The organism is Streptomyces sp. NRRL F-5650 (assembly GCF_000721365.1).
Taxonomy (GTDB): Bacteria; Actinomycetota; Actinomycetes; order Streptomycetales; family Streptomycetaceae; genus Streptomyces; species Streptomyces ardesiacus.
Genome location: NZ_JOGV01000018.1, coordinates 24,262 through 44,145, shown reverse-complemented (window position 1 = coordinate 44,145; position 19,884 = coordinate 24,262). Strand labels below are relative to the sequence as shown.

At 74.5% G+C, this 19,884-nt stretch carries 18 protein-coding genes; 11 read left to right on the top strand and 7 right to left on the bottom strand.

All coding sequences use genetic code 11. The annotated features are described in order from the left end of the window. The first annotated feature begins 36 nt into the window (after positions 1-36). From IG88_RS0118440 to IG88_RS0118410, 6 genes are all read left to right on the top strand, one after another. Positions 37-573 (top strand): helix-turn-helix transcriptional regulator, encoded by a 537-nt coding sequence (locus IG88_RS0118440; RefSeq protein WP_078861532.1) that lies wholly within the window; start codon positions 37-39, stop codon positions 571-573. 5 nt (positions 574-578) lie between these two features. Continuing rightward, positions 579-998 (top strand): VOC family protein, encoded by a 420-nt coding sequence (locus tag IG88_RS0118435; RefSeq protein WP_031042020.1) that lies wholly within the window; start codon positions 579-581, stop codon positions 996-998. A gap of 291 nt (positions 999-1,289) precedes the next feature. After that, positions 1,290-2,090 (top strand): RNA polymerase sigma factor SigF, encoded by an 801-nt coding sequence (locus IG88_RS0118425; protein ID WP_031042018.1) that lies wholly within the window; start codon positions 1,290-1,292, stop codon positions 2,088-2,090. A 139-nt stretch (positions 2,091-2,229) separates the two neighbouring features. Beyond that, entirely contained in the window at positions 2,230-3,186 is a 957-nt protein-coding gene (locus IG88_RS0118420) for a hypothetical protein (RefSeq protein ID WP_037836160.1), read from the top strand. A 181-nt stretch (positions 3,187-3,367) separates the two neighbouring features. Further along, on the top strand, positions 3,368-4,774 hold the full coding sequence (locus IG88_RS0118415) for an aminotransferase class I/II-fold pyridoxal phosphate-dependent enzyme (protein WP_234332191.1): 1,407 nt from the start codon (positions 3,368-3,370) through the stop codon (positions 4,772-4,774). Continuing rightward, entirely contained in the window at positions 4,771-5,811 is a 1,041-nt protein-coding gene (locus IG88_RS0118410) for an MBL fold metallo-hydrolase (protein ID WP_031042010.1), read from the top strand. The genes IG88_RS0118415 and IG88_RS0118410 overlap by 4 nt, the downstream gene beginning before the upstream one ends. A 24-nt stretch (positions 5,812-5,835) precedes the next feature. On the opposite strand, the gene IG88_RS0118405 is transcribed toward IG88_RS0118410, so the two are convergent. Both IG88_RS0118405 and IG88_RS0118400 read right to left on the bottom strand, forming a co-directional pair. Further along, complete coding sequence (locus tag IG88_RS0118405) at positions 5,836-6,462, bottom strand: DedA family protein (RefSeq protein WP_031042008.1); 627 nt, start codon at positions 6,460-6,462, stop codon at positions 5,836-5,838. Then, positions 6,459-7,232, bottom strand: a complete 774-nt coding sequence (locus tag IG88_RS0118400; RefSeq protein ID WP_031042004.1) for an MBL fold metallo-hydrolase — start codon at positions 7,230-7,232, stop codon at positions 6,459-6,461. The genes IG88_RS0118405 and IG88_RS0118400 overlap by 4 nt, the downstream gene beginning before the upstream one ends. Positions 7,233-7,326: 94 nt before the next feature. Between IG88_RS0118400 and IG88_RS0118395 the strand changes: the two genes are divergently transcribed. The 3 genes from IG88_RS0118395 (at position 7,327) to IG88_RS0118385 (ending at position 10,590) form a co-directional block, all read left to right on the top strand. Further along, complete coding sequence (locus IG88_RS0118395; protein WP_031042001.1) at positions 7,327-7,728, top strand: hypothetical protein; 402 nt, start codon at positions 7,327-7,329, stop codon at positions 7,726-7,728. Positions 7,729-7,845: 117 nt separating this feature from the next. Beyond that, complete coding sequence (locus tag IG88_RS0118390; protein WP_234332190.1) at positions 7,846-9,987, top strand: phage holin family protein; 2,142 nt, start codon at positions 7,846-7,848, stop codon at positions 9,985-9,987. A 177-nt stretch (positions 9,988-10,164) separates the two neighbouring features. After that, entirely contained in the window at positions 10,165-10,590 is a 426-nt protein-coding gene (locus IG88_RS0118385; RefSeq protein WP_030400974.1) for an OsmC family protein, read from the top strand. 79 nt (positions 10,591-10,669) lie between these two features. On the opposite strand, the gene IG88_RS0118380 is transcribed toward IG88_RS0118385, so the two are convergent. Next, complete coding sequence (locus tag IG88_RS0118380) at positions 10,670-11,848, bottom strand: hypothetical protein (RefSeq protein ID WP_031041995.1); 1,179 nt, start codon at positions 11,846-11,848, stop codon at positions 10,670-10,672. A gap of 193 nt (positions 11,849-12,041) precedes the next feature. Here IG88_RS0118380 and IG88_RS0118375 point away from each other — a divergent pair, with 193 nt between their 5' ends. Both IG88_RS0118375 and IG88_RS0118370 read left to right on the top strand, forming a co-directional pair. Further along, positions 12,042-12,527 (top strand): SigE family RNA polymerase sigma factor, encoded by a 486-nt coding sequence (locus IG88_RS0118375; protein ID WP_031041992.1) that lies wholly within the window; start codon positions 12,042-12,044, stop codon positions 12,525-12,527. Beyond that, positions 12,524-13,339, top strand: coding sequence for a hypothetical protein (locus IG88_RS0118370; protein WP_031041989.1), 816 nt, complete (start codon positions 12,524-12,526; stop codon positions 13,337-13,339). The genes IG88_RS0118375 and IG88_RS0118370 overlap by 4 nt, the downstream gene beginning before the upstream one ends. 10 nt (positions 13,340-13,349) lie before the next feature. Here IG88_RS0118370 and narI read toward each other — a convergent pair whose 3' ends face one another. The 4 genes from narI to IG88_RS0118350 are packed head-to-tail and all read right to left on the bottom strand — an operon-like array spanning position 13,350 to position 19,858. Further along, complete coding sequence (gene narI, locus IG88_RS0118365; RefSeq protein ID WP_031041987.1) at positions 13,350-14,072, bottom strand: respiratory nitrate reductase subunit gamma; 723 nt, start codon at positions 14,070-14,072, stop codon at positions 13,350-13,352. Beyond that, entirely contained in the window at positions 14,069-14,563 is a 495-nt protein-coding gene (narJ, locus tag IG88_RS0118360) for a nitrate reductase molybdenum cofactor assembly chaperone (protein WP_031041984.1), read from the bottom strand. The genes narI and narJ overlap by 4 nt, the downstream gene beginning before the upstream one ends. A gap of 4 nt (positions 14,564-14,567) precedes the next feature. Next, on the bottom strand, positions 14,568-16,163 hold the full coding sequence (gene narH / locus IG88_RS0118355) for a nitrate reductase subunit beta (protein ID WP_031041982.1): 1,596 nt from the start codon (positions 16,161-16,163) through the stop codon (positions 14,568-14,570). Continuing rightward, the gene (locus IG88_RS0118350) at positions 16,163-19,858 is read right to left on the bottom strand and encodes a nitrate reductase subunit alpha (protein WP_031041979.1); all 3,696 of its coding nucleotides are present in this window, start codon (positions 19,856-19,858) and stop codon (positions 16,163-16,165) included. Before IG88_RS0118350 ends, narH begins: the two co-directional genes overlap by 1 nt. Positions 19,859-19,884: the final 26 nt, after the last annotated feature.

Below are 19,884 nucleotides of genomic sequence, written 5' to 3'. Positions count from 1 at the left end.
TACCGGTGGAGTCCGGCGCTGTGGGATCGTGGCCGGGTGACGACGCTGGAGGACCTGGCCAGGCTGCGGCGGGCCCGCGACCTGATGGACCGCGAGTACGCCGAGCCCCTCGACGTGCCGGCGCTGGCGCGCGTGGCCCTCATGTCGGCGGGGCACTTCTCCCGCAGCTTCCGCGCCGCCTACGGGGAGACGCCCTACAGCTACCTGATGACGCGCCGCATCGAGCGCGCCATGGCACTGCTGCGGCGCGGCGACATGAGCGTCACCGAGGTCTGCTTCGCGGTCGGCTGCACCTCGCTGGGGTCCTTCAGCTCGCGCTTCACGGAACTGGTCGGCGAGAGCCCGAGCGCCTACCGGGACCGCGACCACTCCGCCGGCGCCGCCATCCCGGCCTGCGTCGCCAAGGTCTGGACCCGGCCGGTCCGCAACGGAGAACCGGGCCGCGGCGGCGAGCCGGTCACGCCTGGCGAGCCGGTCAAGCGTGGCAAGGCGGTCGCGCCTGGCGAGGCGGTCGCGCGTGGCGAGCCGGTCAGGAACGGAGAAGCGCCGCCCGCGCCGCCGCCCGTAGCGTGACGCGCATGGACATCAGCCTCGCGCAGTGCTTCATTGCCGTCGACGACCACGACGAGGCGCTCGCCTTCTACCGGGACGTGCTCGGCCTGGAGGTCCGCGACGACGTCGCCTTCGAGGGGATGCGCCGGGTGACGGTGGGCTCCCCGGCCCAGCCCGGCGTGGACATCGTCCTCGAACCCCCGCTCGCCGACCCCAACGCGCCGGTCCCCGACCGGGAGGCCATGGCCGGACTCCTGGCCGAGGGCCATCTGCGCGGCGTCGTCTTCACCACCGACGACGTCGACGCCACCTTCGAGCACCTCCGCGCCTCGGGCGCCGAAGTCCTCCAGGAACCCCTCGACCAGCCCCACGGCGTCCGCGACTGCGCCTTCCGCGACCCGGCCGGCAACATCCTGCGCTTCGGCCGGCCGCGCCGGGGCGATTGAGAATTCGCGTGTTTGCCGCGGGGGACAGGGGGCAGGTGCAAGTCCAGTGCTTCGGACAGGAGGCACGTCCGTGGGAGCGGCACGGTCGTCGCCACGGACGCGTCCGAGCGAAGCCGGACGTCCTCCCACGGTGACCGCCCAGACCCTAGGGCCGCGTCGTCGTACCGGTGCCGCCCGCGTCACGTGCCGGAGGCCGTCCGCATCCCGGCGCCTCCCGTGCCGGCCGCACCGACCGGACCGTCGTCCGGTGCGACGGCGGGACCCCGCGCTCCGAGGGAGTTGCGACGCACCATGCCGATCCACGCCAGCGTGAAGCACCCGCACGACGACGCCCCCGACACGGCCGACGCCTTCCGCCGGCTCGCCGTTCTTCCCCCCGGTCCCGAGCGCGACGCGCTCCGTGACCGGATCGTGGAGGCCTGGCTGCCCATGGCCGAACGGCTGGCAGGACGGTTCCGCAGCCGCGGCGAGAGCTACGAGGACCTGCGCCAGGTCGCCGCCCTCGGCCTCGTCAAGGCCGTCGACCGCTACGACCCCGAACTCGGCAACGCCTTCGAGAGCTACGCCGTGCCGACCGTCACCGGCGAGATCAAGCGTCACTTCCGCGACCACATGTGGACGCTGCACGTACCGCGCCGGGTCCAGGAACTGCGCAACCGCGTGCGTTTCGCCCGCCAGGAGCTGTCCCAGACCGTCTCGGGGCGCGCGCCCACCGTCGCCGAGATCGCCGAGCGCGCCGAACTCGGCGAGGAGGACGTGCGGACCGGCCTGGAGGCGCTGGAGAGCTTCACCGCCCTGTCCCTGGACGCCGAACTGCCCGGCAGCGAGGACGGCTACTCGCTGGGCGACGCGCTCGGCGCTCCCGACCCGGCCCTCGACACGGTCGTGGACCGCGAGTCCGTCAAGGGCCGGCTGGCCGCGCTGCCGCCGCGCGAACGCGCCATCCTCTACATGCGCTTCTTCGACGACATGACGCAGAGCCGCATCGCCGAACAGCTCGGCATCTCCCAGATGCACGTCTCCCGGCTGATCAGCCGCTGCTGCGACCGGGTGCGGGAGCAGGTCCTGCGGGACCCGGACCCGGGGGCGTGAAACCCGGGGCTCACCCGCCCGGGCGCCCCGTTCGCGCGAACGGCGCACGGTGACGGGCGGCCCCGGGTCCGTCGGGCTGTGATGGCCGAGGGGCGCGAGTGCAGTGCCCCGCAAGCCGTCGCTCGAAGGAGCCCGTCCCATGCGCCGCACCGCCCGCGCCCTGTCCGTCGCCGTCCTGGCCAGTGCCGCCCTCGGTGTCTGCGCGGGGACCGGCGCGGCCGACCCCGGTGTCCCGCCGCCGCCCGCCGACGCCGGGCAGCCCGTGGCGCCGCCGGCCGGCGACGACACGGGCGCCGTACCTCCGCCGTCCGCCGGGGACGCCGTCCCGCCGTCGGCCGGACAGGCCGCCGCGCGGGTCAGTCCGGCGGACGCCGCCCCGGGCGACACGGTCACCGTCTCGGTCTCGTGCGGCCCGACCGGCGGGTCCGAGCCGGCCAGCCTCGACGCCACCTCGGCGGCCTTCGAGGAGGGCACCGTCACGCTGCGCAAGGTGGCGGACGACGGGGGAACCGCGTCCGGGCCGACCTACCGGGGCACGGCGCGCGTGGCCACCGCGGAGGACTTCGCGGACGAGGGGAGCGGACCGGACGCGGCGGCCCCGGAGGACGCCGTCGGCACGGAGGAATGGACGGAGCCGGAGGAGTCCGCCGGGGCCGCCGACGACTGGACCGTCGACGGCGCCTGCCCGGACGCCTCGGGCGGGGAGGACGGCGCTCCCTGGAGCACGACCATGAAGGTGCCGGAGGAGAGCGGCGCCGGCGCCGGTGCCGGGACCGGCAAACCGGCGTGCCGGGAATCCACGGCTCCCCGCGCGGGCAGCGACACGCACGGCACCCCTTGCGCCCCCACCCGTCCCGCCAATCCCTCCAAGCCCGGCTGCCCCGAACCCACGGCGGCCCCGCGCGGCGGGTCCGCCCCCCAGGGCACGCCCTGTGGCGGCGGGACGGCGGAGCACGGGGTGCAGGCCGGCACGGGCGGGACCTTCGGCGACTCGGTCCCCGCCCTGGTCGCCGGCGGCCTCCTGATCGCGGGCGCCTGCGGCGCGGCCGCCCACCGGCTGCGGCTGCACCTGCGCGGGGAGACCGGGAGACACTGACCCCGCGCGGCGGCCGCCCACCCGAGACACGCACAGCCGGAGCCGGAGCCGGAGCCGGAGCCATGACAGGGCGGCACGGTGGGTACGGGGATCACGACGCGAGCGGGCGGCAGGGCCCGACGGGGCAGGACCGGAGACCGCTCACGGCAAGGACAGCCGGCACGAACCGCGCGGAGGCAGCATGCGGCACACGGACCCCGACGGTTCGGCCGTCCCGCCCGGGGGCTCGGGCCGCCTGACCGAGGGCTCCGTCCCCCCGCGGGAGGGCTCGGCCGCGGCTCACGACGGTGCGGTCGCCGCTCCCGGGGACGAGGGCGCCGGACCCGGTGGGTCCAACGGGGCGCGCGGCCGGGGTGCCGTGGGGCACGGTCCCGTTCGGTACGGGCCGGACTTCTCCGGGGACGGGCTGCCGGTGCTGCCCGAGGTGGCGGCCGTGCTCGCGGCCGCCGGCGGCCGGGTGCGCGGAGAGCCGGCCGGGGGCGGCGCCGCCCTCCTGGAGGCCGCGAGTGGCTACTGGGAGCGGCGGGGACTGGCCTCCGGCCCCGGTCACCTCGCCGCGGCTCCCGGCGCGGGCGTCCTGCTGCTCGCGCTGACCGCCGCGCTGGGCGGCGACGTCCTGGTGCCCCGCCCCTGCGCCGCCTGGTGGGCGCCGTACGCACGTCTGCTGGGCCGGCCCGTCTTCCACGTGCCGACGCCCGCCGAGTCCGGGGGCGTACCCGACCCCTACGCCCTCCTGGAAACCGTCCGCCGGGTCCGTGCCGAGGGCGGCGATCCCCGCCTGCTGGTGCTGTCCGTCGCCGACGACCCGACCGGCACCGTCGCGCCCCCCGAGCTGCTGCACGAGACCGTCGAGGCGGCCGCCGCCGAGGGACTGCACCTGGTCAGCGACGAGACCTGGCGCGACACCCTGCACGACCCGCACGCCACCGTCGTCCTCAGCCCCGCCGAGATGCTGCCCGAGCGGGTCACCGTCGTCACAGACCTGGCCGGTGCGCTGCTCCCGCCCGCCTGGCCGGCCGCCGTCGCCCGCTTCCCCGCCGGCACCGCAGGCGACGGCCTGCACGCGCGCGTGCTCGACGTGCTCACCGCGCTCGGCGCCCGCGTCGCGGCCCCCGTCGCCGCCGCTGCCGGGTACGCGCTCGGCGAACCCGGACCGGTCACCGCCCGCCGCGCGGCCGCCGTACGCCTGCACGCGCGCCTGGCCGCCGCCGTGCACGCGACCGTCGTCGCCGCCGGCGCCACCGCCAGGCCCCCGCAGGCCGGCCGCCACCTGTACGCCGACCTCGGCCCGCTGCGCGACGCGCTCGGCGCCGAGGGGGTCGGCGACGCCCAGGAACTGGAGGACTTCCTCACCGCCCGGCTCGGCATGCCCGCCCCCGGCGGCCACCGCTTCGGCGACGACCTGCCCGCCCTGCGCGTCCGGCTCGCCACCGGCCCCCTGCTCGGCGCGGGCACCGACGAGCGGCGGGCGGAAGACCTCCTGTCCCCGGACCCGTTGGAACTGCCACACGTGCAACGCGCGTTGACCGCTCTGAAGTCGGTCCTCGACGGTCTCCGCGACGCTCAGCGATGGGAGCCCCCTCGATGACGCAGCAGCCCCGGTCGGCCACGAGCCCCCCCACGTCCGCCGCGGACACCGGCACGCCGTCCCCCCACCCTCCGCTCGCCGCCCCCCGGCCGCCCGCCGAGCACCGGGTGTGGCCGCGGACCTTCCACGACCGGCTGACCGCGCCCCTGCCCGGCCTGAAGGCCCTGGCCAGATTCGCCCGCGAGGGAGCGGTCAGACCCGGCCCCGCCGGACTCGCCGACATCCCGAAGCTGCCCCACGCCCCCGGCCCGCTGCCCCGGGCGGACGCGCGCACCGTCGCCGTCACCTGGGCCGGCCACGCGAGCTGGGTGGTGCGGATCGGCGGCCTCACCGTGCTCACCGACCCGGTCTGGTCCCGCCGCATCCTCGGCACCCCCGCCCGGATCACACCCGTCGGGGTCCCGTGGAGCGACCTGCCCCGTGTCGACGCCGTCGTCATCAGCCACAACCACTACGACCACCTGGACGCCCCCACCCTGCGCAGGCTTCCGCGCGACACCCCGGTGCTCGTGCCCGCCGGTCTGGGCCGCTGGTTCCGCCGCCGCCGCTTCACCCGGGTCACCGAGCTGGACTGGTGGGAGGCGACGGAGCTGGGCGGGGTCCGGTTCGACTTCGTCCCCGCCCACCACTGGTCCAAGCGCAGCCTCACCGACACCTGCCGCACCCTGTGGGGCGGCTGGGTGCTCACCGACCCCGACGGGCGGCGCGTCTACTTCGCCGGGGACACCGGGTACGGCCACTGGTTCACCCGCATCGGGCGCCGCTACCCCGGTATCGACCTCGCCCTGCTCCCCATCGGCGCCTACGACCCCCGCTGGTGGCTCCGCGACGTGCACTGCGACCCGGAGGAGGCGGTGCGGGCCGCCCAGGACGTCGGCGCGCGCCACATGGCCCCGATGCACTGGGGCACCTTCGTCCTGTCCGCGGAACCGGTCCTGGAACCCCTCACCCGGGTGCGCGCCGCCTGGCAGCAGGCCGGCCTGCCCCGCGAACGTTTGTGGGACCTGCCGGTCGGCGGCTCCCGGGTGCTGGAGTGACGCCCCGGACCGGTCCGCGCCGGCCTACGCCTTCGCCGGCCCCCGAAAGCGCCGCCACAGCCCCGGCGCCACGCTGACCAGCACCGTGAGGGCGATCGCCGCGGCCACCCCCTCCCACGGCTTGCTGAACAGCGCGCCGCTGAGAATCCCGATGAGCTGGTACGTCACCGCCCAGGCCAGGCAGGCCGGCAGGTTGCCCCGGGCGAAGCGGCGCAGCGGCCACTTCGCCAGCAGACAGGCGAGCATCACCGGGATCCGGCCGGCCGGCACCAGCCGGGACAGCACCAGCACCGCCACGTCGTGCTCGGCGAGCTTCTCCTGCGCCTGCTCCAGCCGGTCCTCCGGCGCCCGCGACCGGATCGCCTCCAGCCAGCGCGAGCCGTTCTTCGAACCGACCCCGCGCCGGCCCAGCCAGTACAGCGCCATGTCCCCGCAGAACGCGGCCAGCGAGGCCGTCACGAACACCATCAGCATGGCGAACGGCAGCGTCTGGTGCATCGCCACCACCGCCGCCGAACTGACCAGCGCGCCCGTCGGCACCACCGGCACCAGCGCCCCGATGAGCACGAGCAGGAACAGCGACGGATAGCCGAGCGCCTGCTGCGTCGGCTCCGTCGGTATGTCCAGCGTCGCGGCCGCCAGCCAGCTCACCGCGCGACCTCCACCCGCACGCTCTCGCCGTGCCCCAGCCGGTGCACCGCCACCCCCGGCGCGCGCAGCGCCGACAGGCGCACGAACTCCTCGCCCGGCGTGTGGAACTCGTGGGGGCGCACGGCGTCCATCCCGATCGGCCAGTACGTGCCGTAGTGCACCGGCACCGCCGTGCGCGGCGCCAGCCGGGCCAGCGCCTCGGCCGCCCGTCCCGCGTCCAGGTGCTCCGCGCCCAGGTACGGGCCCCAGCCGCCCACCGGCAGCAGCGCCGCGTCGACGGGCCCGACTTCCTTCTCCATGCCGTCGAACAGACCGGTGTCCCCCGCGAAGTACGTCCGGGCCTCGCCCTCGACGACGTACCCGAGCGCGGGGGCGCGGTGCGGTCCGACCGGCAGCCGCCGCCCGTCGTGCCGCGCGGGCACCGCACGCACCCGCAGGTCGCCGACGGTCGTCTCGTCGCCCGGCGCCACCTCGGTCAGCTCCAGGTGCCCGAGCCGGCGCAGCCCCGGCACCGCACGGCGTGCGCCCCGGGGCACGAGCAGGCGCGTGCCCGGCGCGAGCCGCGCGAGCGACGGCACATGCAGGTGGTCGGCGTGCAGGTGGGACACGAGCGCCACGTCCGCGCGCCAGGCCTCCGGCGGCGGCACCGCCCCCCGCCTGCGGCGCAGGTGGGCGAGCCGGCGTACGAACAGAGGATCGGTCAGCACGCGGACGTCCGAGTCCTCGACCGTGCAGGTGGCGTGACCCCACCACGTGAGCTCCACCGGCACCCCTTTGCCTCCTTCGCGCGACTCCCCGAAGCCTACGTCCAGGAGTAGGGTCGGCGGCGAAAACGGGAGGTGACGGGAGGTGAGGGGGGACCCCATGGGGCCGGTGCGGGTGACGGCGATCGCGAGTCTGACGCCACTGGAACAACTGGACGACGACCCCTTCCTCGTCGACTCCCGCAGCCAGCACGCCATGTGCGCCCGCTGGGCCGCGGAGCACGGCTACGTCGTCGCCCGGCAACTCCTGGTGCGCGGGCTGCGGCCCGACCACGACGCCCTGTGGGACGGGGTGCGGCCCGGCGAGGACCTGTTCGTGGCGCCGAGCCGCCGGGTGCTGGAGAGCGCGCTGTCCTCCGTCGAGGACTTCACCGCCGAGTGCGCGCGGCGGGGCGTCCGCGTCGAGACCGTGGGCCGGGCGGAGCCGTCGTACGACGCCCGGATGAAGGCGTGCGTGCACCGGAGGCTCTCGATGCCGACGGCCGGTTACGACGGCCGCTGACCGCCGCCCCGGGGGTGTGAACCGGACCCGGGGGGACAAACGGGCGCCCCGAAGCGTTGTGGCAGGGTGGGGAGGGCCCGCACGGACGACGGGCCGGGGACGTGAGGTGTGCGGGACGTGAGCGGAGGCCGCTGGCGCCGGGTCGCCAGTCAGATCGGGCGGAGTGTCGCGGTGTGGGCCGTGTCCACCCTCACCATGCTCGTGCTCGCCGGGATCCTGCCGGACTTCCGGCTCCAGTCGCCCGACGGGGACAGCGCGACCGACATCGCCATGACCGCCGCGGTCGGCGCCGGTGCCTTCGGCCTGCTCTCGGCCCTGGTCTGGCCGCTCATGGTCCGCCTGCTGCTCCTGGTGCCCGCCCTCGTCCTGGGCCTGCTGGTCTTCTTCCTCAACGGCGGGCTGCTGCTCCTGGCGATCGACGTCAACCCGGCCGGACGCGGCGGCGTCGCCCCCGAGACGGCGGTCGTGGTGGCCGCCGTCATGTCCGCCGTCGCCTCCGCCACCGGCGGCGCCCTGGCCGTGCGCGACGACGACGCCTACCGGCGCCGCCTCTACCGCCTCGCCGACCGCCGTCGCAGATCCGGGCCGCCCTGCCCGGCGGCACCCGGCACCGTCTTCCTGCAACTGGACGGCGTCGGCCACGACGTCCTGCTGGACGCCGTCGACCGCGGCGTCATGCCCACCGTCGGCCGCTGGCTCGGCCGCGACGGCACCTCCGCCACCCACCGGCTCGACCCGTGGCGCACCGACTGGTCCAGCCAGACCGGCGCCAGCCAGCTCGGCATCCTGCACGGCAGCAACCACGACGTCCCCGCCTTCCGCTGGTACGAGAAGGACACCGGCGAGGTCATGGTCAGCAACCGCCCGACCAGCGCCGCCGAACTCCAGTACCGCGCCGTGCGGCGCACCGGCGACGGCGGGCTGCTCAGCCTCGACGGCGCCAGCCGCGGCAACCTGTTCGGCGGCGGCGCCGACGAACAGGCCCTCGTGCTGTCCATAGCCGCCCGCCGCCGCAGCCGGGAGACCCGTTCCCGGGCCGGCTACTTCGCCTACTTCTCCGACCCGGCCAACGCCGTGCGCACCGCGATGTCCTTCGTCGCCGAGGTGTGCCGGGAGATCGGCCAGTCCACCCGCGCCCGCCTGCACAAGGTCCGCCCGCGCGTCTCCCGCGGCGGCCTCTACCCCTTCGTGCGCGCCTTCGCGACCGTCGTCGAGCGCGACGTCGTCGTCGCCGCGGTGATGGGCGACATGCTCGCGGGCCGCACCGCCGTCTACGCCGACCTGGTGGCCTACGACGAGGTCGCCCACCACTCCGGCCCGGGCAGCCGGGACGCCGCCAAGGTCCTCGGGCGGCTCGACCGGGCCCTCGCCCTGATCGAGAAGGTCGCCGAGCACGCCCCCCGCCCGTACCGGATCGTGGTCCTGTCCGACCACGGCCAGAGCCCCGGCGAGACCTTCCGCTCCCGCTACGGCCTGACCCTCGCCGACCTGGTGCGGGCCGGCTGCGGACTGCCCGTGCCGCGCAGCGCCCGGCGCACCCGCAGCGGCGCCGAGGCGCGCAACACCGTACGCGCGGCCCTGCACCGCCCCGTCGAGGAGGGCGCCGAACAACAGCGGCCCGCCGACACCCCCACCGGACGCCGCTCCGAGCCCATCGTGCTGGCCTCCGGCAACCTGGGCCTGGTCTCCTTCCCGGACGTGCCGCACCGGATGACCCGGGAGGAGATCGACGCCCGCCACCCCGCCCTGCTGCCGACCCTCGCCAACCACCCCGGCATCGGCTTCCTGCTGGTGCGCAGCGCCGAGCACGGCGGCGTCGTGCTCGGCGCGCACGGCGCCGAGGTGCCCCTGGACCGGCTCGACGAGGACCCGGGGCCACTCGCCCCCTTCGGCCCCGGAGCCGCCGACGCCGTGCGCCGCACCCACACCTTCCCGCACACCGCCGACATCATGGTCAACTCCTTCCACGACCCGGTCGACGGGGAGGTCCTCGCGTTCGAGGAGCAGATCGGCTCCCACGGCGGACTCGGCGGTGCCCAGTCGCACGCCTTCCTGCTGTCGCCGAGCGTGCTGTCCGCCCCGGCCGGCCGGGGCGAGGAGATCGTCGGCGCCGAGCAGGTCCACCGGGTGCTCCGCCGCTGGCTGCGCGAGTCGAACGGACCCCAGGTGCCGGTGGAGGCGGAGGAACCACGGCCGAACGTCGTCGAGGACGCGCCCTTTCCCGTGGCCGACGGGTTCGTACAGGACAAGAGCGCCTGACGGGGACGGCGCGGGGCCGCCGGGCCGGTCACCGCTCGGCACCCGCGACTGCCGTTCACCGTCCGGGAACCGGACTTGCGGGTGGGCCGGGCCGGAGTGTGATCGGATGGGGGCGGGAACCCGGCCGCCGGGCTCCCACCGCCCCAGTACAGCAAGAGAATTCGAGAGGAACCCGCCGTGGCAACCACGCGCTCCGCACACACCGTCTGGGAAGGCAACCTGCTCGAGGGCAACGGTGTCGTCACCTTCGACTCGTCCGGCATCGGCGAGCAGCCGGTGTCGTGGCCGTCGCGCGCCGAGCAGGCGAACGGCAGGACCAGCCCCGAGGAGCTGATCGCCGCCGCCCACTCGAGCTGCTTCTCCATGGCCCTGTCGAACGGCCTGGCCGGTGCCGGCACCCCGCCCACCAAGCTCACCACCTCCGCCGACGTCACCTTCCAGCCCGGCGAGGGCATCACCGGCATCCACCTCACCGTGGAGGGCACCGTCCCCGGCCTCGACAACGACGCGTTCGTCGCCGCCGCCGAGGACGCCAAGAAGAACTGCCCGGTCAGCCAGGCCCTGACCGGCACGACCATCACCCTGTCGGCCAAGCTGGCCTGACCTCGGCGGTCCGTCCGCCGGCATCCCCGTGCCCTCCCGCACACCTTGCGTGCCGGGAGGGCACGGCCGCCGCGGGAGGTCAGCGCCCGCCGGTCAGCAGCACCGGCGTGGGCAGGCTGCCGCCCGCCTCCTCGTACCCCACGGCCGTGACGCCCCCCGGGGTCCAGGCCACCCCGGTCAGGTACCGGCCGCTGTCCGTACCGCCCGACGGCACGGACAGCTCCGACCACCGGCCGTGCCGCAGCCGCATCACGTACGGTGTGCCGTCCGGCCGCTCCCCGGCCACCACCACGCCGGCGGGCGCGAGCGTCAGGTCGTTCACCCGCCCGGCGCCGGCGGGCGTCCGCACCTGCCGCCAGGAACGGCCGTCCCAGTGCGCGAGCAGGGCGTGCCCCGGGTCCTCGTCGTCCGCCAGCCTCCGGCCGGCCGCCCAGACGTCGCCGGCCCCGCGGGCCTCCAGGTCGACGAGTTCGCCGTTGACCCCGTCGTAGGGAACCGGTACGCGGGACCAGGAGACGCCGTCGTAGTGCAGCATCGCCGGCTGGTCCTCGGACGTGTAGCCGGACACCCACACGTCGTCCTCGGCGAGGGCGGTGACGGAGTAGGTCCACAGCGAGGCGGCGTCCGGCACGGGCACGAGATGCCACGCCTCGCCGTCCCAGTGCTCCACCACGGCCTCCGCGTGCGTCTCCTGGGTCGTCCCCCCGGGCTTGCCCGGAGTGGGCACCTCGCTGTCGACGACGATGAGCCAGCCGACCGCCCACACGTCGTCAAAGGCCCGTGCCGACACGTCCAGCAGTCCGGCGCCGGCGAACCTCTTCCCCTCCGGCGCCGGTGCGTCGACCACCCGCCACTCGGTGCCGTCCCAGTGCTGGGTGAGGAAGGCCCCCCGCGACTCCTCGTACTGGCCGACCATCCAGGCGTCGTCCTGGGACACGGCGCTGATCTGGCCGATCTGGCCGGAGCGGTCGGCGAAGGCCGGCATCGGCAACCTGCGCCAGGACCGCTCACCGTCGTCGCGGGTCAGCAGCAGCGGCGTCCTGGGCCGGGTCCTGCCCTCCTCGCCGACCCCCACTCCGTAGGCCCAGGTGGTGTCGCCGTCCACCCGGGTGACGCCGGTGAGCGCGGCGTCGCCCACCTCCGTCAGGTCCGCGGCCAGCCACCGTGCGTCGGCGTGTGCCGTGGCGGCCGACACCGTCACCACGGCCAGGGCCAGGGCCGCGACGGCGGTCGTCGTTCGTGCGCGTGCTCCACTCATGCTGGGTTCTCCCGCTGCGTTCTCGGTGTTCGACGTCTGCACTCCTTCTCAATGAGGTGGCGGGCGCGGGACGTTGCGGCGTCCGGCGACTTCCGCCGCCCGATTGGCCGGTCCGGGCCGCAACCGGGAGGGCGTGCCGGCGCACTTGAACGGTGAGACCGTCCGCGCCCGCGGACGGGGAAAGGGGGGCGGGGTGGAGCGCGGTGAGGACGCGTTGCACGACTTCGTCCGTGACAGACGCCTGGCGCTCTTCCGGAGCGCCTTCCTGATGTGCGGCAACCGCGACGAGGCGGAGGACCTGGTGCAGACGACCCTGGTCAAGGTGGTTCTCGGCTGGCGGCGGCTGCGGAAGCTGGACAACGTCGAGGCCTATGCCCGCAAGACGCTGTTCAACACGTTCATCGAGGGCAGGCGCCGGTTCTGGCGGCGTGAGCACGCCTACGGGGAGATGCCCGACCGGGCCGCCCCCGAGTCCGACTCGGAGACCGGGATGGTGGTGCGCGCGGCGCTGGCACGCCTCACACCGCGGCAGCGGGCGGTGCTGGTGCTGCGTTACTGGGAGGACCAGAGCGTCGAGGCGACGGCCGCGGTGCTCGGCATGCGGGAGAACACGGTGAAGAGCCACACGGCCCGCGGGCTGGCGGCGCTGCGCGCCCAGGTGGGGAAGGAACTGGTATGAGCGACGCCGGACACGACGAGGTGCGCGACCTGCTGGCCCGGGCCGCCGAGGGGGCCGGCGGTCCCTCGTTCGGCACGGCGGCGGTGTTCGCCGAGGCGTCCCGAGTGCGCCGAAGGCGCCGGGCGGTGGTGGCCGGCGGGGTGCTGGCCCTCATGGCCGGTGCTCTGACCACGGTGTCCGCCCTGCCCCCGGGCGAGGCGGACCGGCCCTCCGCCTCCGCCCTGTCCTCCCCTTCCGCCCCTCCGGAGCACACCGGGCTGACCGGGGGTTCCGGACGGGAGGAGAGGCTCGCGGGGCTGCTGCCCGCCGACGCCGGGGAGGTCGAGGAGGTCTCCTGGGCCGTGCTGCTGAAGGGCGCGGACCTGGCGGGCGCCACCAGTGGGGAGTCGCGGGGCGCCCTGGACGGCGAGTACGCCGTCCACCGGCCCGACGGCGTCGGCTACCTCGGGGTCGCCCTGCGCGACCAGAGCTACGTCGAGGCCAAGTTCCCGGACGAGAAGGACCCCGCGGCCAACCTCTGCGCGCGCACGGGGTCCGGGGCCGCGCGCGTGGACTGCGTGCGCGAGGAACTGGCCGGCGGCCGGGTGCTGACCGTGTGGCGGCAGTCGCGGCAGCACGAGGAGGGAGGCGTGGAGTGGGGCGAGGAGCTGACCGGCCGGCTCGCGCTCCCCGACGGCCGGGTCCTGGTCGTCCGCGACAGCGCCGGCTACCGCGGTCCCGGGCAGCTCGGCCCGCCGCTGCGGACCCCGCCCCTGACCCGGGAGCAGTTGCGCGCCCTGATGCTGCGGCCGGAACTGGTGGCGGGGCGGTAGCCCGCGCGGGTCAGGAGCCCGCGCGTTCCCAGCCCCGCCGGTCCGGGCGCGGCCCCAGTTGCCGCGGGTCGCGCGACCGGTAGACCACGTACGGGCGGGTCAGGTACTGCAGGGGCGCGCTGAACATGTGCACCAGCCGGGTGTAGGGCACCAGGGCGATCAGCACCATCCCGACCACCGCGTGCACGTGGTACAGCACCGGCACGCCCTCCATCAGGTCCGTCCGCGGGTTCAGCGTGAACAGGCTGCGCGCCCAGGGGGCGATGGTGCTGCGGTAGTCGTAGCCGTTGCCGGAGGTGTCGGAGAGCTTGGCGATCATGCCCAGCAGCAGGGCGCCGAGGAGGAGGACGTACATGAGCTTGTCGTTGGCCGTGGTGGCGCGGAAGACCGGTGCGTTGGTGCGGCGCCGGTAGACCAGGACGGCGATCCCGGCGACCGCGAGGACCCCGGAGACCGTGCCGCCGTAGAGCGAGAACAGGTGGTACGCGTGCTCGCTGATGCCGATCGACCGCGTCCAGGACGCCGGGACGAACAGGCCGATCAGGTGGCCGGCGAGGACGAAGAGGATGCCGTAGTGGAACACCGGCGAGGCGATGTTCAGCAGCTTCGACTCGTAGACCTGCGACGAGCGCGTCGTCCAGCCGAAGCGGTCGTAGCGGTGCCGCCAGACCAGGCCCGCCAGCAGCAGCGCGAAGGCGGCGTAGGGCAGGACGCCCCACAGGAAGACGTTCATCGGCGGGCTCCGGTGGGTGCGGGCGGGAGGGTGGCGCACACGGCGTCCAGGACGCACGCGTAGGGCGTGCCGAAGGAGGTGAGCCGGGAACGGAGCTGGTCCAGGGCGTCGCGGTGCTCGGTGAGCATGGTCAGGTCCCCGGTGCGGGAGGCGAACTCCAGGACCGCCGGCAGGAAGTCCGGCAGCTCCTCCCCGGTGAACTCCAGGCCGTGCCGCCGGTACAGCTCCTTGAAGCGGACCAGGGACATCCCCCGGTTGCGGGTGTCGCCGTCGGTCCACCAGCTCAGGTACAGGCTGTGCCGGTTCCGGAAGTCGAAGACCTCCACGTAGTGCGCCTGGAGGTCGCCCTGCTCGGTCGCCGCCGCGTGGTCGGTGAAACCGCGCAGTTGCGGGGCCGCCTCGCGCAGCAGGGGCAGCCGGGCGCGGAAGTCGTCGTCGGGATACGTCAGACAGAGCGCCGCCGCCTGGTGGAGCACCTCGAAGCCGGGCATCGGATCAGACCTCCCTCTCGTCGTCCGCGGTCTGCCGCCTGCGCAGGATGTGGAAGTTCTCCACCGGCACCAGGGGCAGCCGCTTGCGTCCCGAGTCCCCGCCGAACGGCCCGTCGCCGCCCATGCCCGGCCCGCCCTCGGTGTCCAGGCTGCACGTGTCCGGCAGCGCGGAGGCCTCCAGCCGGTGCGCGTCACCGACGGCAGCCGTCGGAATCACGTACCGCTCCTCGTACTTGGCGAGCGCCAGCAGCCGGTACATCTCCTCGATCTCGGCCGCCCGCATGCCGACGCCCTCGCACACGGCCGGGTCGGGGTCCTCGCCGAGGTTGACCGACCGCATGTGGGCGCGCATCGCCGCCAGCTTCTCCAGCGACGCCCGCACCGGTCCGGTGTCCCCGGCCGTGAACAGCTCGGCCAGGTACTCCAGCGGGATGCGCAGCGTGTCGATCGCGCCGAACAGGTTGTCCGCGTCCTCGCCGTCGTGCCCGGTCTCCGTCAGCGCGTCCACGACCGGGGACAGCGGCGGGATGTACCAGACCATCGGCATCGTGCGGTACTCCGGGTGCAGCGGCAGGGCGACCTTGTACCTGCTGACCAGCGCGTGCACGGGGGAACGCCGGGCCGCCTCGATCCAGTCGTACGGGATCCCCGCCTCCTCGGCCGCCCGCCGCACCCCGGGGTCCCAGGGGTCCAAAAAGACGCCCAACTGCGCCTCGTAGAGGTCGCGTTCGTCCGGTGTCTCGGCGGCCCGCGTCACCTTGTCCGCGTCGTAGAGGACGACTCCCAGGTACCTGAGCCGTCCCACGCAGGTCTCCGAGCAGACCGTGGGCTGGCCGACCTCGATGCGCGGGTAGCAGAAGGTGCACTTCTCCGCCTTGCCGGTGCGGTGGTTGAAGTACACCTTCTTGTACGGGCATCCGGTCACGCACATCCGCCAGCCCCGGCAGCGGTCCTGGTCGACCAGGACGATCCCGTCCTCCGAGCGCTTGTACAGCGCCCCGGACGGGCACGACGCCACGCACGACGGGTTGAGGCAGTGCTCGCAGATGCGCGGCAGGTAGAACATGAACGTCTCTTCGTACGCGAACCGCACCTTCTCCGCGGCCTGTTGGCGGGTGCGCTCCACCATGGGGTCCAGGTCGCCGTAGGCGGGGGCGCCGCCCAGGCTGTCGTCCCAGTTCGAGGACCAGCCGATCTTCATCGGCTTGCCGTCGAGCTGCGAGACGGGCCGCGCGACCGGGTAGTCGGTGCCGAGCGGGGCGTCGGTGAGGTTCTTGTAGTCGTACGTCCAGGGCTCGTAGTAGTCCTTGATCTCCGGGAGCCGCGGGTTGGAGAAGATCCCGGCGAGCTTCTTGAACCGGCCGCCCGCCTTGAGCTTCAGCGCGCCCCGCCGGTTCAGCTCCCAGCCGCCCCGCCACCTCTCCTGGTCCTCGTAGCGGCGCGGGTAGCCCTGTCCGGGGCGGGTCTCCACGTTGTTGAACCAGACGTACTCCATGCCCCGCCGGTTGGTCCACGCCTGCTTGCAGGTGACCGAACAGGTGTGGCAGCCGATGCACTTGTCGAGGTTCATGACCATCGCGACCTGGGCCATCGGGCGCATCAGTACTCGACCTCCTGGGAGCGGCGCCGGATCACCGTCACCTCGTCGCGCTGGTTGCCCGTGGGGCCCAGGTAGTTGAAGGCCCAGGACAACTGGGCGTAGCCGCCGATGAGATGGGTCGGTTTGAGGAGCAGGCGGGTGAGCGAGTTGTGGACGCCGCCGCGCTTGCCGGTGGTCTCCGTCAGCGGGACGTTGACCGTGCGTTCCTGGGCGTGGTGCATGTAGACCGTGCCGGGCGGCATGCGGTGGGAGACGATCGCACGGGCCACCACCACGCCGTTGCGGTTGACCGCCTCGATCCAGTCGTCGTCCGCGACCCCGATCGCCGCCGCGTCCTCGGCCGACATCCAGATGGTCTGACCGCCCCGGGACAGCGCCAGCATGAACAGGTTGTCCTGGTACTCGGAGTGGATCGACCACTTGTTGTGCGGGGTCAGGTAGCGGACCGTCACCTCACGGTGCCCGTCGGGACCGAGGCGCGGTTCGCCGAACAGCCGGTGCATGTCCAGCGGCGGCCGGTACACCGGCAGCGCCTCGCCCAGCTCGTGCATCCAGTCGTGGTCGACGAAGAAGTGCTGCCGCCCGGTGAGGGTGTGCCAGGGCTTGAGGTGCTCGGTGTTGAGCGTGAACGCGGTGTAGCGCCGCCCGCCGGCCTCGCTGCCCGACCACTCCGGCGAGGTGATCACCGGCACGGGTGCCGCCTGGGTGTCGGCGTAGGTGATCCGCCTGCCCTCGTGCTCGGCGGCCAGGTGGGCCATCTCCTGCCCGGTCTTCGCCTCCAGGGTGCGAAAGCCCTGCGTGGCCAGGCGGCCGTTGGTGGTGCCGGACAGGGCCAGGACGGTGTTGGCCGCCTTCACCGCCGTGTCCAGCGCCGGACGCCCGTCGGCCGGGCCGCCGCGCACCGTGCCGTTCAGGTCCCGCAGCCGGGCCACCTCCTCGTCCGGCTTCAGGGTGATGCCCTTGGCGGGCAGGCCCTTGGCCTCCACCAGCGGGCCCAGCGCGGCGAACCTGGCCCCGACCGCCGTGTAGTCGCGCTCCACGACGACGAGGTTCGGCATGGTCCTCCCGGGCTCCGGGGCGCACTCCCCGCGCCGCCAGTCCCGTACGACGCCGCCCGGCTGGGCGATCTCGCCGGGGGTGTCGTGCTGGAGAGGAGCCGCCACCAGGTCCTTGCGCACCCCGAGGTGCTCCTCGGCCAGCTCGCTCAGCTTCTCCGCGAGCGCCTTGAACGTGTCGAAGTCGGTGCGCGCCTGCCACGGCGGGTCCACCGCCGGGGAGAAGGCGTGCACGTAGGGGTGCATGTCCGTGCTGGACAGGTCGTGCTTCTCGTACCAGGTCGCGGCCGGCAGCACCACGTCGGAGAGCAGCGTCGACGAGGTGTGCCGGAAGTCGAGGGACAGCAGCAGGTCCACCTTCCCCTCGGGCGCCCGCTCGTGCCAGACCACGTCCCGGGGCCGCTCGCCGGGCGCCGCCTCCTCGGCCCGCAGCGAGGACTGGGTGCCCAGCAGGTGCTTGGTGAAGTACTCGGCCCCCTTGCCCGAGGAACCGAGCAGGTTGGCCCGCCACAGGGTCACGATCCGCGGCCAGTTCTCCGGCGCGTCCGGGTCCTCGCCCGCGAACTTCAGCGTGCCCGCCTGCAGTTCGGCCACCGCGTTGGCCACCGGGTCGCCGAAGGACTCGCCCAGCTCCAGCGGGTTGCGGTCGAAGGTCGGGTACGAGGGCATCCAGCCCGTGCGCGCCGACAGGGCGAGGCAGTCCGCGCCCGCCATCCCCGCGAGCCGCCCCTCGCCCAGCGGCGAGGCGAGGACGTCGGCGCGGAAGCGGTCGTAGCGCCACTGGTCGGTGTGCAGGTACCAGTACCCGGTGCCGATCGCCTGGCGCGGCGGGCGCGACCAGTCCGACGCGGCGGCCAGCGACGCCCAGCCGGTCAGCGGACGGCACTTCTCCTGGCCGACGTAGTGCGCCCACCCGCCGCCGTTGCGGCCCTGGCAGCCGGTGAGCTGGAGCAGGGCCAGGAAGGCGCGGTAGATCGTCTCGGAGTGGAACCAGTGGTTGGTGCCCGCGCCCATGAGGATCATGCAGCGGCCCTGGGAACGCTCCGCCGTCCGCGCGAACTCCCGGGCGATGCGCACGCACGCCGCCGCCGGGACCGAGGTGTGCGTCTCCTGCCAGGCCGGGGTGGCGGGCGCCTCCGCGTCCTCGTACGACGCCGGCCACCGCCCCGGCAGGTCCGGCCGGGCCACCCCGTACTGGGCGAGCAGCAGGTCGAAGACCGTCGTCACCAGTGGCCCGGTCGCCCCGCCCAGCCGCGTCGCCGGCACCCCCCGGCTCAGGACGTCGCCGCGCCCCTGCCCGTGCGGGCCGCCCTCGGTGTCGAAGCGGGGGAGCAGCACCTGGACGCCGGACGCCATCGCGTGGCCGTGCAGGCTCAGCCGGGGGCGCACGTCACCCAGGTCCAGGTTCCACCTCCCCCGGTCGGCCTCGTTCCAGCGGAAGCCCAGCGAGCCGTTCGGGACGACCGCGCGGCCCGTCCCCTCGTCCAGCACGACCGTCTTCCACCCGGCGTCCTCGCCGCCCTGCCCCAGGTCGGCGGCGCGCAGGAACTTGCCCGGGACGTACCCGCCGTCCCGCTCGGTCAGCGTCACCAGGAACGGCAGGTCGGTGAAGCGCCGTACGTAGTCGTCGAAGAACGGCGTGACGCGGTCGACGAAGAACTCCTTGAGGACCACGTGTCCCATCGCCATCGCCAGCGCGGCGTCCGTGCCCGGGTGCGGGTGCAGCCACTGGTCGGCGAACTTCGTGTTGTCCGCGTAGTCGGGGGAGACCACGACCACCTTCTGGCCCCGGTAGCGGGCCTCCGCCATCCAGTGCGCGTCCGGCGTGCGGGTCACCGGCACGTTGGTGCCCCACATGATCAGGTACGCCGCGTCCCACCAGTCGCCCGACTCCGGCACGTCCGTCTGGTCGCCGAAGACCTGCGGGGACGCCACGGGCAGGTCGGCGTACCAGTCGTAGAACGACAGCATCGGCGCGCCGATCAGCGAGTGGAAGCGGGCGCCCGCGGCGTGCGACACCATCGACATGGCGGGGATGGGGGAGAAGCCCGCGATGCGGTCGGGGCCGTGGGTGCGGATGGTGTGCACGTGGGCGGCGGCCACCATCTCCACCGCCTCGTCCCAGCTCGCCCGCACCAGGCCGCCCTTGCCGCGCGCCCGCTGGTAGCGCGTGCGCCGCTCCGGGTCGCCCTGGATGTCGGCCCAGGCCAGCACCGGGTCCTTCAGCCGGGCCTTCGCCTCGCGGTACATCGTCAGCAGCACACCGCGCACGTAGGGGTAGCGCACCCGGGTCGGCGAGTACGTGTACCAGGAGAACGCCGCACCCCGGGGACAGCCGCGCGGCTCGTACTCGGGGCGGTCCGGGCCGACGGAGGGGTAGTCCGTGGCCTGGGTCTCCCAGGTGATGATGCCGTCCTTGACGTACACGTTCCACCGGCACGAACCCGTGCAGTTCACGCCGTGCGTCGAGGTGACGACCTTGTCGTGGCTCCAGCGGTCGCGGTAGAAGGCGTCCGACTCCCGCCCGCCGACCAGTCCGATGCTGTGCAGGTCGGGAGCCGGGGTGCCCGGCCGGAAGAACCGGCCCGCGCGCAGCAGCGCCGCGCCCGGTTCGGTGGGCGGTGTCCGCGTGTCGGTCACGTGCGCTCCCTTGCTCACCCGGTCCC